The sequence below is a fragment of the Cupriavidus oxalaticus genome, from assembly GCF_016894385.1.
GTDB classification, from domain to species: domain Bacteria; phylum Pseudomonadota; class Gammaproteobacteria; order Burkholderiales; family Burkholderiaceae; genus Cupriavidus; species Cupriavidus oxalaticus.
Map to the genome: position 1 here is coordinate 549,228 of NZ_CP069812.1, position 12,810 is coordinate 562,037.

The following is a 12,810-nucleotide window of genomic DNA, read 5'->3' on the forward strand; positions in this document are numbered from 1 at the left end:
AAGTAGCAAAAACGACATTGTAAGCCCGGGGGGCATGGGTGCCAACGCGAGCGGCGGTGGAAAGGCCGGGGAATGGGGCGCCGCGGCGGACTAGAATCCTCATTTCCGTGCGTTTGCCGGCTCGCCGGCCGCATCGTCTGCGCCTGCCCCCGACGCCATCCGTTTCTTCGTGCCTTTGACCACACATTTCGACCCGCATGCCGAACCCGGCCAGCCTGGCTGGGAACAGGCGCTGGAAGCGCTGCGCGCACTCGCCAGCGCCGAACCTGCTGCAGCCAGCGAGGGCGGCCGGCGCCTGCTGTGGGCGCTGACGCTGGAACCGGACGGTGCGGTGGCCACCATCGAGCCGCTCGAGCAGGTGCGCGGCGCGCGCGGCTGGGGCAAGCCCAGGCCGGTGCCGCTGGCGCGCGTGGCCGAGGACGACCGGATCGAGCCGTGGGACGCACGCATCGCGCGCGCGATCCGGCGCGATGCCTCGCACAACCGGCGCTATGTGCTGGACCGCGCCGCCGCCGCCATGGCGCTGGTCGGCCATCCGGCCGTGGTGCTCGCCCACGCGCCGGCGCAGACGCTGGAGGTGGTCGAGGACGCGCCCGCGCTGGAGGCCGTGCACAGCGCCGGCCGCTTCGTGCTGCGCCTCTATCCACCGCTGCGCGAGGCGCCGGCGATGGAGGCCCTGCTGCCCGCCGCCGCGCGCCAGGAAGCCGAGGCGCTGCGCCAGGTCACGGTGCTGCGCGACGGGCCGCACCGGCTCAAGGTGCTGCGCTTCACCCCGGCGCAGTTCGACGCCGCGCGGCTGATCGGCGACGGGCTGGCGATCCCCGAGGACGGCCAGGCCCAGCTCGACCGCACGCTGCGCGCGCTGGCCGGCCATTTCCAGGTCCATGCCGACCAGGCCGCCGGCTCGCGCCCGGTCGAAGCCGAGGCGCGGCTGCGCGCCGAGGTCGCGCCCATCGGCGGCGTGGCCGGGCGCGGCATCACGATGCGGCTGGTGGTCACGCCGCTGGGCCAGCTCGGGCCGCGGCTCGCGCCGGGCGCGGGCAGGGAACGCCTGATGGCCGCGGTGCGCGGCGAGACGCTGGTTACCCAGCGCGATCTCGATGCCGAGCTGGCCAGCGTGGCCGAGGTCTTCGCCGCGCTGCCGGTGCTGGTCACGCAGTCGCCGCCGGGCGGTGAATACACGTGGACGCTGGACGATCCGGAGGATGCGCTGACCGTGCTGGAGGCGCTGCCCGGCCTGCCTGCGGTGCAGGCCGTGGAATGGCCGCGCGGCAAGGAAATCCGCATCGTCGCCGCCGACCTGCCGCAGCTCGGCGTCCATATCGAAAGCCGCGGCGCCTGGTACCGGCTGGCCGGCGAGCTGCGCGTGGCCGAAGGGCTGGTGCTGGAGCTGGGCAGGCTGATCGACTGGACCGGCAGCCACGCCGGCCGCTTCGTGCCGATGGGGCAGGGTGTCTACGTGGCGCTGACACGGGCACTGCGCGGCCAGCTGCGCGACCTGGCGTCGGTGGCCGAGCGCATCCCCGACGGCATCCGCGTGCCGCAGATGGCCACGCCGTGGCTGGACGACGTGCTGGCCGGCGCGGGCATCGATCCCGACGCTCACTTCCGCCAGCGCATCGCCCGGCTGCGCGCGGCGCGCGACACGCCAGTCACCGTGCCCGCCACGCTGGCGGCGGAACTGCGCCCGTACCAGGAAGCCGGCTACCGCTGGGCCATGACGCTGGCCGCCTCGGGGCTGGGCGCCTGCCTGGCCGACGACATGGGCCTGGGCAAGACCGTGCAGGCGCTGGCGGTGCTGGTGGCGCGCGCCGGCGGCGGCGCCGCGCTGGTGATCGCGCCCACCTCGGTGTGCGGCAACTGGGCCGCCGAGGCGCGCCGCTTCGCGCCCACGCTCAATGTCCACGTCTATGCCGAGGGGGCAGGCAATGCGCGCGACACGCTGCTGGCGCAGGCCGGGCCGCATGACCTGGTGATCGTCTCGTACACGCTGCTGCAGCAGGCGCGCCAGGATTTCTGCGCGCGCGACTGGCATACCGTGGTCGCCGACGAGGCGCAGGCATTCAAGAACGCCATCACGCGGCGCGCGCAGGCGATGTTCGACCTGCGCGCGGACTTCCGCATGGCGCTGAGCGGCACGCCGGTGGAAAACCGGCTGGCCGAGCTGTGGTCGGTGATGCGCTTCTGCAATCCGGGTTTGCTGGGCTCGCTGGCGCGCTTCAACGAGCATTTCGCCAACCCGATCGAGCGCGGCGGCGTGCGCGAGGCCCGCCAGCGCCTGCGCCGCATGATCGCGCCCTTCGTGCTGCGCCGGACCAAGGCCCAGGTGCTCGACGAACTGCCGCCGCGCACGGAACTGGTGATCCGGGTCGAGCCCGAAGCGGTGGAAGCCGCGCACTACGAAGCGCTGCGCCGGCAGGCGCAGACCCAGGCCGAAGCCGCGCTGGCGCGCGTGGAGGCGGCGCGCAAGGCCACGCAAGGCGCGCCGGCGGGGGCCAGGGCACGCGCCCTCGCGCAGGCGCAGCAGCAGTCGCAGGCGCGCATCCATGTGCTGGCGCAGATCATGCGCCTGCGCCGCGCCGCGTGCGACCCGCGCCTGGCCACGCCCGAAATCGGCAGCCAGCTGGGAGAGGGGGAGGAGGGGAAGGAGGGCGCCAAGCTGCGCGCCTTCGTGGCGCTGGCGAGCGAACTGGCCGCCAGCGGCCACAAGACGCTGGTGTTCAGCCAGTTCGTCGATTTCCTGCAGCTGCTGCGACAGGGCCTGGAGCGCGCCGGGCTGGCGCTGCAGTACCTGGATGGCGCCACGCCGGCGGCCGAGCGCACGCGCCGCGTGGCCGCGTTCCAGGCGGGCGAGGGCGATGTCTTCCTGATCAGCCTGAAGGCCGGCGGCTTCGGCCTGAACCTGACCGCGGCCGACTACGTGATCATCGCCGACCCATGGTGGAACCCCGCCGCCGAGGACCAGGCCATGGGCCGCGCGCACCGCATCGGCCAGCAGCGCCCCGTGACGGTGTACCGGCTGATCAGCGCCGGCACGATCGAGGAGCGTATCGTCGCGCTGCATCGCGACAAGCGCGCGCTGGCCGACGGGCTGCTGGAAGCGGATGACGAAAGCGCCGCCGGAACTGGCGCGCCGTTGCCGGATATCGACGAACTGGTGGGGCTGCTGCGCCGCTGAACGTCGCACCAGGCCAACCATATGCTTCCAGGGCATACCTTCAAGCGAACTGGTTCGTTTGGTTTTGGCAGGATCCTTGCTATCTTGTTGCGCTGGCCCGGGGCTCAGACCCCGGCCGCTTTTTTGTGCTGATTTTCCTGACGGTGCCCCCATGCCCACCCCCACGTCCATCTCGTCCCGCCTGCCGCGCTTGTCCATCCGTTCCACCTTCCGCCTGGCCGCGGGCATGGCCGCCCTGTGCGCCGCTGCTGCAGTGAGCGCGCCCGCCCAGGCCCAGGGCGAGTGGCCGACGCAGCCGGTGACGATCCTGATGGGCTTCACCGCCGGCTCCGGCGTCGACATGGTGGGCCGCGCGCTGCAGGAATCGCTGCAGAAGTCGCTCAAGACCACGATCATCTATGACTACCGTCCGGGCGCCGGCGGCAACGTCGCCTCCGAAGTGGTGGCGCATGCCAGGCCGGACGGCTACACGCTGCTGCTCGGCACCGCGGCCACGCACGGCATCAACCCGGCGCTGTACAAGAACCTGCCGTTCGACGCCGAAGCCGATTTCACGCCGGTGGCGCCGCTGGTCGACGTGTCCAACGTGCTGACCGTCAATCCGGCCGTGATCGACGTGAAGACGGTGAAGGAATTCATCGAGAAGGTGAAGGCCAATCCGGGCAAGTACAACTATGCCTCGACCGGCAACGGGACTGGCACGCACCTGGCCTTCGCCGAATTCAACGCCCGCGCCGGCCTGGACATGGTCCACGTGCCGTACAAGGGCGGTCCCGATGCGCTGCAGGCCGTGCTGAAGGGCGAGGTCTGCTGCATCTTCAACCAGGTGCAGAGCGTGCTGCCGCAATACCGTGCCGGCAAGGTGCGGCTGCTGGGCGTGACCACGGGCAGGCGCGTGCCGGTGATCCAGGATGTGCCGACCATTGCCGAGAGCGGCGTCGCTGGCTACAACAGCACCATCTGGTTTGGATTCTTCGGGCCCAAGGGCCTGGATCCGACGATCGCGCGCAAGATCAACGACGCGGTCAAGGTCGCGCTGGAAACGCCGTCGATCCGGCAGAAGCTGGTCGATGCCGGCAATACGCCGCGGATCGAGTCGGTGGAGCAGTTCAAGGCTACCGTCAAGGCGGACCGGCAGAAGTGGGCGGGGGTGGTGAAGACGGTGGGGGCTTCGATCGATTGAGGTTGCGACTGAGGTTGTGACTGAGGTTGCGACTGAGGTTGCATAAGGGGCTTCACTTCGTTGAGGCTCCGGCCCTCACCCCCGCCCCTCTCCCGCAGCAGGCGGGAGAGGGGAGCAAACAGGCGGCCGGTGACAGGTTTGCGGCCTAACCCCTAAGCCCTGACGCCCAACCTCGTCAGCAAATGCGCCAACTGGGCCTGCGTCCCAGTGGCAGTCTTGTTGAAAATCGCCTTCAACTGCGTCCGCCCGGTCTCCCGCCGGATCCCGATCTGCTCGCAGGCTTCAGGCAACCCGATCCCCGCTGACAGCTGCAGCGCCAGGCGCGTTTCCGCCGGCGTCAGCCCATACAAGTCCCGCAGCACGGCCGGCAACGTCATCGGGGCAACCCCCGGCTCATGGATCGCCACCAGCACGCTGGGCCGCTGCCAATCCATCGACAGTTGATGCGCCGGCGGCAAAGGCAGCAGAATCACCTGCGCCTGGCGCCCACTGCCATCCACTGCCCGCAGCGCCTGCGCCGGCTGCGGATTACCCGGATCGCATGCCGCCTTCAAGGCTTCGGCAAACGGCCGCGACAGCCGCCATTCTTCGGCACGCCCTCCGGCCGCCGACATCGCCGCCGCGCTGGTCTCGATCGACACCGCCGGCAGCAGCCGCCGCACCCACGCCTCTCCGGTGCTGTTGGCAAGCAGCGTCTTGCCATCGTCGCGCAATATGATCACGCCAAACGGCAGCCGCTCCAGCAACTGGCTCGACGCATGCGCCAGCGCCGACACCTGGTGCGTGCGGTCGCGCAGCGCCATGGCGTGGCGCACATGCGGAATCGCCCAGTCGAGCGCGCGCGCGTCCTCCGGTGAATACTGGTTGCCGCCCAGCGGCCGCTGCAGCGACAGGAACACTTCATAGTGCGGCTTGCGCTCGATCAGGCAGGCCATCACCGACGATTGCTCGAACTGGTGCAGGAATTCGCCGTAGAACGGCGACTGGCGCATGGTCTGCGGGCTGAGTTCGCGAGAGTCGATATACCAGTTGCCCACCGACATGCGCTGGGCAAAGGGCAGGGCCGGATCGATGCTTTCGTAGTATTCGCTATAGGCGGCCACCGCTTCGGGCACGGGATTGACCACCTGGTTCACCAGCACGCGTTCATGGACCGTATCGCGCACCAGCAGCAGCGCATGCGAGCTGTCGCTCGCCTGGCAAAGCGCGCCCAGGCTGCGGCGCCAGGCGTCGGCGTCGAAGATCCCCTCGTACAGCGCGCGGATGGTGTCATGCATCGGCGTGTCGCTCATGGTTTTTCTTCTTTCTACTTTTTCATACTTTTGGTACTTCCTTCGCGCGGCTGTGCCAGGGCTGCCGGCGTGTTGCCGGCCGGCGTACCGCGCGAGGGTGGGATTCAGGCCCCTTCCAGCGCCGCGCCCAGGCGCGAAAGCAGATGGGTGAGCTGGGCCTGGCTGTTGGTGCCGGTCTTGTGGAAGACGGCCTTGAGCTGCGTGCGCGCCGTTTCGTGGCGGATGTTCAGCTGCTGGCTGGCTTCGGGCAGGCCCTGGCCGCCGGCGAGCTGGGTCGCCAGCCGCGTTTCCGCCGGCGTCAGGCCGTAGAGGTCGCGCAGCACGGGAGCCAGCAACAGCGGCGCGTTGTCGTGCTCGTGCACCACCACCAGCGCCGCCGGCTCCTGCCACTGCGCGGCAAAGGCGTGCGAGGGCGGCAGCGGCAGCACGATCACCTGCGCGCTGGCGCCGTTGCCGCTGGTGGCGCGCGCGGCCTGGGCGGCCACGGCGCGCTGCGGATCGCAAGCCGCGGCCAGCATTTCGCCGAAGGGGCGCGACAGGGTCCAGTCCGAGACCTTGCCCGCCGGGTCCAGGCGCCGCACCCAGCGTTCGCCGGCGCGGTTGCCCAGCAGCACCTGGCGCTGCGGCGAAAACACCAGCAGCGCGAAGTTGAGCCGCTCCACCAGCTGCGACGACAGCCGCGCCAGCACGGTCAGCCCCAGCGTGCGGTCGCGCATGGCCATGGCGCTGCGCATATGCGGGATGATCCAGTCCATGCCGCGGGTGTCGTCGGTCGAGAACAGCGGCTGCGTGCGTGCGCGCTGCATCGAGAAATAGACTTCGTAGTGCGGCTGGCGCGCGACCAGGCATGCCACGTAGGAGCGCAGGTCGTAGCGGTGGAAGAAATCGCGGTAGAACGGGTGGCGCGCCATGGCGCCTTCGCCCAGTTCGCGCGCGTCGACGTACCACGCGCCCGGGGTCAGCCGCGGTGCGAACTGCTTGGCCGGGTCGATGGCCTGGAAATCCGATTCGTACTCGGTGAACAACTCCACCACCGGATTGACGATTTCATTGACGGTGACCTGGTCGCGTACCGTGTCCCAGACCATCATCGAAGCGTGCGCCGTGCCGGCCATATCGGTCAGGGTGCGCAGGCTCTGCTGCCAGGCGCCCGGATCGAGAATGCCCTCGTACAAGCCACGGATCGCTCCGTGCATGTCGGCTTCTTTCATCTGATTACCCCCTGCATTCGCGACAAGACAATGCGCGGCGCCGGCTGTGCGCCCTCGCGCACGCCGGCATGCCTTGTTGTTATCCGCCTGGTGCTATCCTGGCCGTTTGCTTGATCGGCTCTGCTGTCAGTACGTGTCTGTTTAAGCAGACGTTGCATACATTACCGCACTCGGAGTAGCAGGGGGACGTTCCCTTGACCCTTCTTTCGTGGGGAGGCAAGGAATCGTACAGGCTGGCAGGAGACCTCATTGTGCGCGTGACAGCACACTGCAAGGCCATTGCCGCCTGGAATCGCCAAAGCGTTGACCGCGATCAGGTAAAATCCCCGTTTCCCCGATTTTTCAGCGAAATCTCGCGCCTTTCACCGTCATGACCACTGTCCTGCGTCTTTCCGATCTGATTTCCCAAGGCAAAATCTCCGGCAAGCGGGTGTTCATCCGCGCCGACCTGAACGTGCCGCAGGACGACGCCGGCAATATCACCGAGGACACGCGCATCCGCGCCTCGGTGCCCGCGATCGAGGCTTGCCTGGCCGCCGGCGCCGCGGTGATGGTCACGTCCCACCTGGGCCGCCCGACCGAAGGCGAATTCAAGCCGGAAGACTCGCTGGCGCCGATCGCCACGCGCCTGTCCGAGCTGCTGGGCAAGCCGGTCAAGCTGGTGCAGAACTGGGTCGACGGCGTGGAGGTCGCGCCCGGCCAGGTGGTGCTGCTGGAAAACTGCCGTGTGAACAAGGGCGAGAAAAAGAACAGCGACGAGCTGGCGCAGAAGATGGCCAAGCTCTGTGACGTCTATGTGAACGACGCCTTCGGCACCGCGCACCGCGCCGAGGCCACCACCCACGGCATCGCCAGGTACGCCCCGATCGCCTGTGCCGGCCCGCTGCTGGCCGCCGAGATCGACGCGCTGGGCAAGGCGCTGGGCCAGCCGGCGCGTCCGCTGGTGGCGATCGTGGCCGGCTCCAAGGTCTCGACCAAGCTGACCATCCTGAAGTCGCTGGCCGACAAGGTCGATAACCTCGTCGTCGGCGGCGGCATCGCCAACACCTTCATGCTGGCCGCCGGCCTGAAGATCGGCAAGTCGCTCGCGGAAGCCGACCTGGTCGGCGACGCCAAGGCCATCATCGACATCATGGCCAGGCGCGGCGCCTCGGTGCCCATTCCCGTCGACGTGGTCTGCGCCAAGGCATTCAGCGCGACCGCCGCGGCCACCGTCAAGGATGTGAAGGACGTGGCCGACGACGACATGATCCTGGACATCGGTCCCCAGACCGCCGCCATGCTGGCCGGGCAACTGAAGGCCGCCGGCACCATCGTCTGGAACGGCCCGGTCGGCGTGTTCGAGTTCGACCAGTTCGGCAACGGCACCAAGGTGCTGGCCGAGGCCATCGCCGACTCGAAGGCGTTCTCGATCGCCGGCGGCGGCGATACGCTGGCGGCCATCGCCAAGTACGGCATCGCCGACCGCGTCGGCTATATCTCCACCGGCGGCGGCGCGTTCCTGGAATTCCTGGAAGGCAAGAAGCTGCCCGCCTTTGAAGTGCTGGAACAGCGCGCAGCCGGCTGAAGCATCCGCCGGGCCTGGCGCCGTGCCGGGCCCTCGTCCTTCACCAAGGAAACCCGCGCATGACCCGTTCCACCAAGATCGTTGCCACCATCGGCCCCGCCTCCAGCTCGCTGGAGATCCTGACGCGCATGATTGCCGCGGGGGTCGACGTGGTGCGGCTGAATTTCTCGCACGGCACCGCGCAGGACCATATCGACCGCGCCCGGCTGGTGCGCGAGGCCGCGCAGGCGTGCGGGCGCGAGGTCGCGATCATGGCCGACCTGCAGGGTCCCAAGATCCGCGTCGGCAAGTTCGAGCACGGCAAGATCACGCTCAAGCCGGGCGACCCCTTTGTCCTCGATTCCGCCTGCCAGCTCGGCAATGAAGAACGCGTCGGCCTGGACTACCAGGACCTGCCGCGCGACGTCGGCCCGGGCGACCTGCTGCTGCTCAACGACGGCCTGATCGTGCTGGTGGTGGACCGCGTGCTGGGTACCGAGATCTTCACCACCGTGCGCATCGGCGGAGAGCTGTCCAACAACAAGGGCATCAACCGCCAGGGCGGCGGCCTGTCGGCGCCGGCGCTGACGGCCAAGGACATGGACGATATCAAGACCGCCATGGCCCTGGGCGCGGACTATGTCGCGGTCAGCTTCCCGAAGAACGCCACCGACATGGAAATGGCGCGCCAGCTGGCCGCCGTGGCCGGACAGCCGCACGGCCACAAGGCCCGCATGATCGCCAAGATCGAGCGCGCCGAGGCCATTCATCCGGGCGTGCTGGAAGAAATCCTGCAGGCGTCCGACGGCATCATGGTGGCGCGCGGCGACCTCGCCGTGGAAGTCGGCAACGCCGCCGTGCCCGCGCTGCAGAAGCGCATGATCCGGCTGGCGCGCGAAGCCAACAAGCTCACCATCACCGCGACGCAGATGATGGAAAGCATGATCGTCAACCCGGTGCCGACGCGCGCCGAGGTGTCGGACGTGGCCAACGCCGTGCTGGACGGCACCGACGCGGTGATGCTGTCGGCCGAGACCGCCGCCGGGCGCTACCCGGTCGAGACCGTCGAGGCCATGGCCGCGGTCTGCATCGAGGCCGAGAAGTCCGAGGTGGTGCAGCTCGACACCGACTTCCTGAACCAGACCTTCTCGCGCATCGACCAGTCGGTGGCGATGGGTGCGCTGTTCACGGCCTATCATTTGCAGGTGAAGGCGATTGCCGCGCTGACCGATTCCGGCGCCACCGCGCTGTGGATGAGCCGTCACCGCATCCATGTACCGATCTACGCCATGACGCCCAACCTGGCCTCGCAGCGCAAGATGCAGCTGTACCGCAACGTGGTGCCGCTGCCGCTGCAATCCAGCGCCGACCGCGACACCGCGCTGGAGCAGGCCGAAGAGCTGCTGCTGGCGCAGGGCGTGGTGCAGCGCGGCGACTTCATCGTGCTGACCATCGGCGAACCGATGGGGCAGCCGGGCGGTACCAACACCCTGAAGATCGTCAGGGTGGGGCATTGAGCGCCGACAGAAGAATACAGAGACACCCCATTTTTATTTAGGAGTTAGACATGCCACTCGTTTCGATGCGCCAGCTGCTGGACCACGCAGCCGAGAACAGCTACGGCCTGCCGGCCTTCAACGTGAACAACCTCGAGCAGGTGCAGGCCATCATGCAGGCGGCCGACGAGGTCAACGCTCCGGTGATCATGCAAGCCTCGGCCGGCGCCCGCAAATACGCCGGCGAGCATTTCCTGCGCCACCTGATCGAAGCCGCGGTCGAAGCGTACCCGCACATCCCCGTGGTGATGCACCAGGACCACGGCCAGTCGCCGGCGATCTGCCAGGGCGCGATCGACCTGGGCTTTTCGTCGGTGATGATGGACGGCTCGCTGCGCGAAGACGGCAAGACCCCGGCCGAATACGACTACAACATCGACGTCACCCGCAAGGTGGTGGAACTGGCCCACGCCGTCGGCGTGACCGTGGAAGGCGAACTGGGCTGCCTGGGTTCGCTGGAAACCGGTGAAGCCGGCGAAGAAGACGGCATCGGCGCCGAAGGCGTGCTGGACCACTCCATGCTGCTGACCGACCCCGAGCAGGCCGCCGACTTCGTCAAGGCCACCCAGCTGGACGCGCTGGCCATTGCCATCGGCACCTCGCACGGCGCGTACAAGTTCACCCGCAAGCCTACCGGCGATATCCTGGCGATCAGCCGCATCAAGGAAATCCACGCCCGCATCCCCAACACCCACCTGGTGATGCACGGCTCGTCATCGGTTCCGCAAGAACTGCTGGAAGAAATCCGCAAGTTCGGCGGCGACATGAAGGAAACCTACGGCGTGCCAGTCGAGGAAATCCAGGAAGCCATCAAGTACGGCGTGCGCAAGATCAACATCGATACCGACATCCGCCTGGCCATGACCGGCGCGATCCGTCGCTTCTTTGTCGAGAACCCGAGCAAGTTCGACCCGCGCGAATACCTGAAGCCGGCCCGCGAAGCCGCCAAGCAGGTGTGCAAGGCGCGCTACCTCGCCTTCGGCTGCGAAGGCCAGGCCGGCAAGATCAAGCCGGTCACGCTGGTCGACGTCGCGCAGCAGTACAAGTCGGGCAAGCTTGCCCAGGTTGTGCAGTAAGTTTTAATCGTCGTTCCCGCGTAGGCGGGAACCCAGCGTCTTTAACGCGGCGCTGACCAAAGGCAAAAGTCACTGGGTCCCCGCCTCCGCGGGGACGACGCATTTTTAAGCGTCGGTGTTTTTTGCAGACGCTGTGCTTTACCTCCGCTCGATCGGAACCATCATGTCCAACGCTCTCTACCAGTCCTCCATCAACTCGCTGCCGCTGCTGGGCCACGGCAAGGTGCGCGACAACTACGCCGTCGGCAATGACAAGCTGCTGATCGTCACCACCGACCGCCTGTCGGCGTTCGACGTCATCATGGGCGAGCCGATCCCCGACAAGGGCCGCGTGCTGAACCAGATGGCCGATTTCTGGTTCAGGAAGCTGGCGCATATCGTGCCGAACCATGAGACCGGCATCGCGCCCGAGACCGTGGTTGCGCCCGACGAAGTGGAGCAGGTCAAGGGCCGCGCCGTGGTGGTCAAGCGCCTGAAGCCGATCCTGGTCGAGGCCGTGGTGCGCGGCTACCTCGCCGGCAGCGGCTGGAAGGACTACCAGGCCACCGGCAAGGTCTGCGGCATCGAACTGCCCGCCGGCCTGCAGAATGCGCAGAAGCTGCCCGAGCCGATCTTCACCCCCGCGGCCAAGGCCGAGATGGGCGAGCACGACGAGAACATCTCGTTCGCCGAGGTCGAAGCCCGCATCGGCATCGCGCTGGCGCGCCAGATGCGCGAGATCTCGATCCGCCTGTACAAGGAAGCGGCCGAGTTCGCCGCCACGCGCGGCATCATCATCGCCGACACCAAGTTCGAGTTCGGCCTGGACGACAACGGCGTGCTGACGCTGATGGACGAGGTGCTGACCGCCGACTCGTCGCGCTTCTGGCCGGCCGATTCGTACCAGGTCGGCACCAACCCGCCGTCGTTCGACAAGCAGTTCGTGCGCGACTGGCTGGAAGCCGTGCGCATCGACGGCAAGCCGTGGCCCAAGACCGCGCCAGCGCCGCAACTGCCGGAAGACGTGATCGAGAAGACCGCGGCGAAGTATCGTGAGGCGCTGACGCGGCTGACGGGTGAAGCGCTGAAGTAATTTCGTTGCCACCGGCTTTTCAGAAGCCAATGGTGTTCCCCTCTCCCCGCATGGCGAGAGGGTAGGGTGAGGGGTGGTTTAGCAAGGCACCACGCATCGAGAAGCGCATGGCCCTCACCCCCGGCCCCTCTCCCGCAAGCGGGAGAGGGGAGCAAACAAGCAAGGATCAAACGTGAGCAAGCAAGACAAGCCGCTGGTCGGCGTCGTGATGGGCAGCAGTTCCGACTGGGACGTGATGCAGCACGCGGTGGCCATGCTGAAGGATTTCGGCGTGCCGTTCGAAGCCCAGGTGGTGTCCGCCCACCGCATGGCCGACGACATGTTCCGCTATGCCGAGAGCGCGCGCAGCCGCGGCATCCGCGCCATCATCGCGGGCGCCGGCGGTGCCGCGCACCTGCCGGGCATGATCGCCGCCAAGACCATCGTGCCGGTGTTCGGCGTGCCCGTGCCGTCGAAGTACCTGCGCGGCGAGGATTCGCTGCTGTCGATCGTGCAGATGCCCAAGGGCGTGCCGGTCGCCACCTTCGCCATCGGCGAGGCCGGCGCCGCCAATGCCGCGCTGCATGCCATCGCCACGCTGGCCACCACCGATGACACGCTGGCCGCCGCGCTGGAAGCCTTCCGCGCGAAGCAGACCGAAGCGGCGCGCGCCATGACTTTGCCGCTGTAATGCTGCCGCTGTAATGCTGCCGCTGT

The 12,810-nt window shown here is 68.1% G+C and carries 9 protein-coding genes; 7 read left to right on the top strand and 2 right to left on the bottom strand.

The window, feature by feature from the left end; translation table 11 throughout:
- Positions 1–169 precede the first annotated feature (169 nt).
- A complete protein-coding gene (locus JTE92_RS14900; protein WP_063236858.1) occupies positions 170–3,178 on the top strand; it encodes a DEAD/DEAH box helicase in 3,009 nt (1,002 codons plus the stop codon).
- 151 nt (positions 3,179–3,329) lie between these two features.
- Positions 3,330–4,361, top strand: a complete 1,032-nt coding sequence (locus JTE92_RS14905) for a Bug family tripartite tricarboxylate transporter substrate binding protein (RefSeq protein WP_063236859.1) — start codon at positions 3,330–3,332, stop codon at positions 4,359–4,361.
- A gap of 152 nt (positions 4,362–4,513) precedes the next feature.
- Here JTE92_RS14905 and JTE92_RS14910 read toward each other — a convergent pair whose 3' ends face one another.
- Positions 4,514–5,653, bottom strand: coding sequence for a helix-turn-helix transcriptional regulator (locus tag JTE92_RS14910; protein ID WP_063236860.1), 1,140 nt, complete (start codon positions 5,651–5,653; stop codon positions 4,514–4,516).
- 104 nt (positions 5,654–5,757) lie between these two features.
- Positions 5,758–6,864, bottom strand: a complete 1,107-nt coding sequence (locus tag JTE92_RS14915; protein WP_063236861.1) for a helix-turn-helix transcriptional regulator — start codon at positions 6,862–6,864, stop codon at positions 5,758–5,760.
- Between the two features lie 370 nt (positions 6,865–7,234).
- Here JTE92_RS14915 and JTE92_RS14920 point away from each other — a divergent pair, with 370 nt between their 5' ends.
- From JTE92_RS14920 to purE, 5 genes are all read left to right on the top strand, one after another.
- Positions 7,235–8,431: a phosphoglycerate kinase gene (locus tag JTE92_RS14920; RefSeq protein ID WP_063236862.1), complete on the top strand. Its 1,197-nt coding sequence runs from the start codon at positions 7,235–7,237 to the stop codon at positions 8,429–8,431.
- A 59-nt stretch (positions 8,432–8,490) separates the two neighbouring features.
- Complete coding sequence (gene pyk / locus JTE92_RS14925; protein WP_063236863.1) at positions 8,491–9,927, top strand: pyruvate kinase; 1,437 nt, start codon at positions 8,491–8,493, stop codon at positions 9,925–9,927.
- 50 nt (positions 9,928–9,977) lie between these two features.
- A complete protein-coding gene (gene fba, locus JTE92_RS14930) occupies positions 9,978–11,042 on the top strand; it encodes a class II fructose-bisphosphate aldolase (protein WP_063236864.1) in 1,065 nt (354 codons plus the stop codon).
- A gap of 163 nt (positions 11,043–11,205) precedes the next feature.
- A complete protein-coding gene (locus JTE92_RS14935) occupies positions 11,206–12,114 on the top strand; it encodes a phosphoribosylaminoimidazolesuccinocarboxamide synthase (protein ID WP_063236971.1) in 909 nt (302 codons plus the stop codon).
- A 172-nt stretch (positions 12,115–12,286) separates the two neighbouring features.
- Positions 12,287–12,784 carry a 5-(carboxyamino)imidazole ribonucleotide mutase gene (purE, locus tag JTE92_RS14940; protein ID WP_063236865.1) on the top strand — a complete coding sequence of 166 codons (498 nt, stop codon included), beginning with the start codon at positions 12,287–12,289 and terminating at the stop codon, positions 12,782–12,784.
- Positions 12,785–12,810 lie beyond the last annotated feature (26 nt).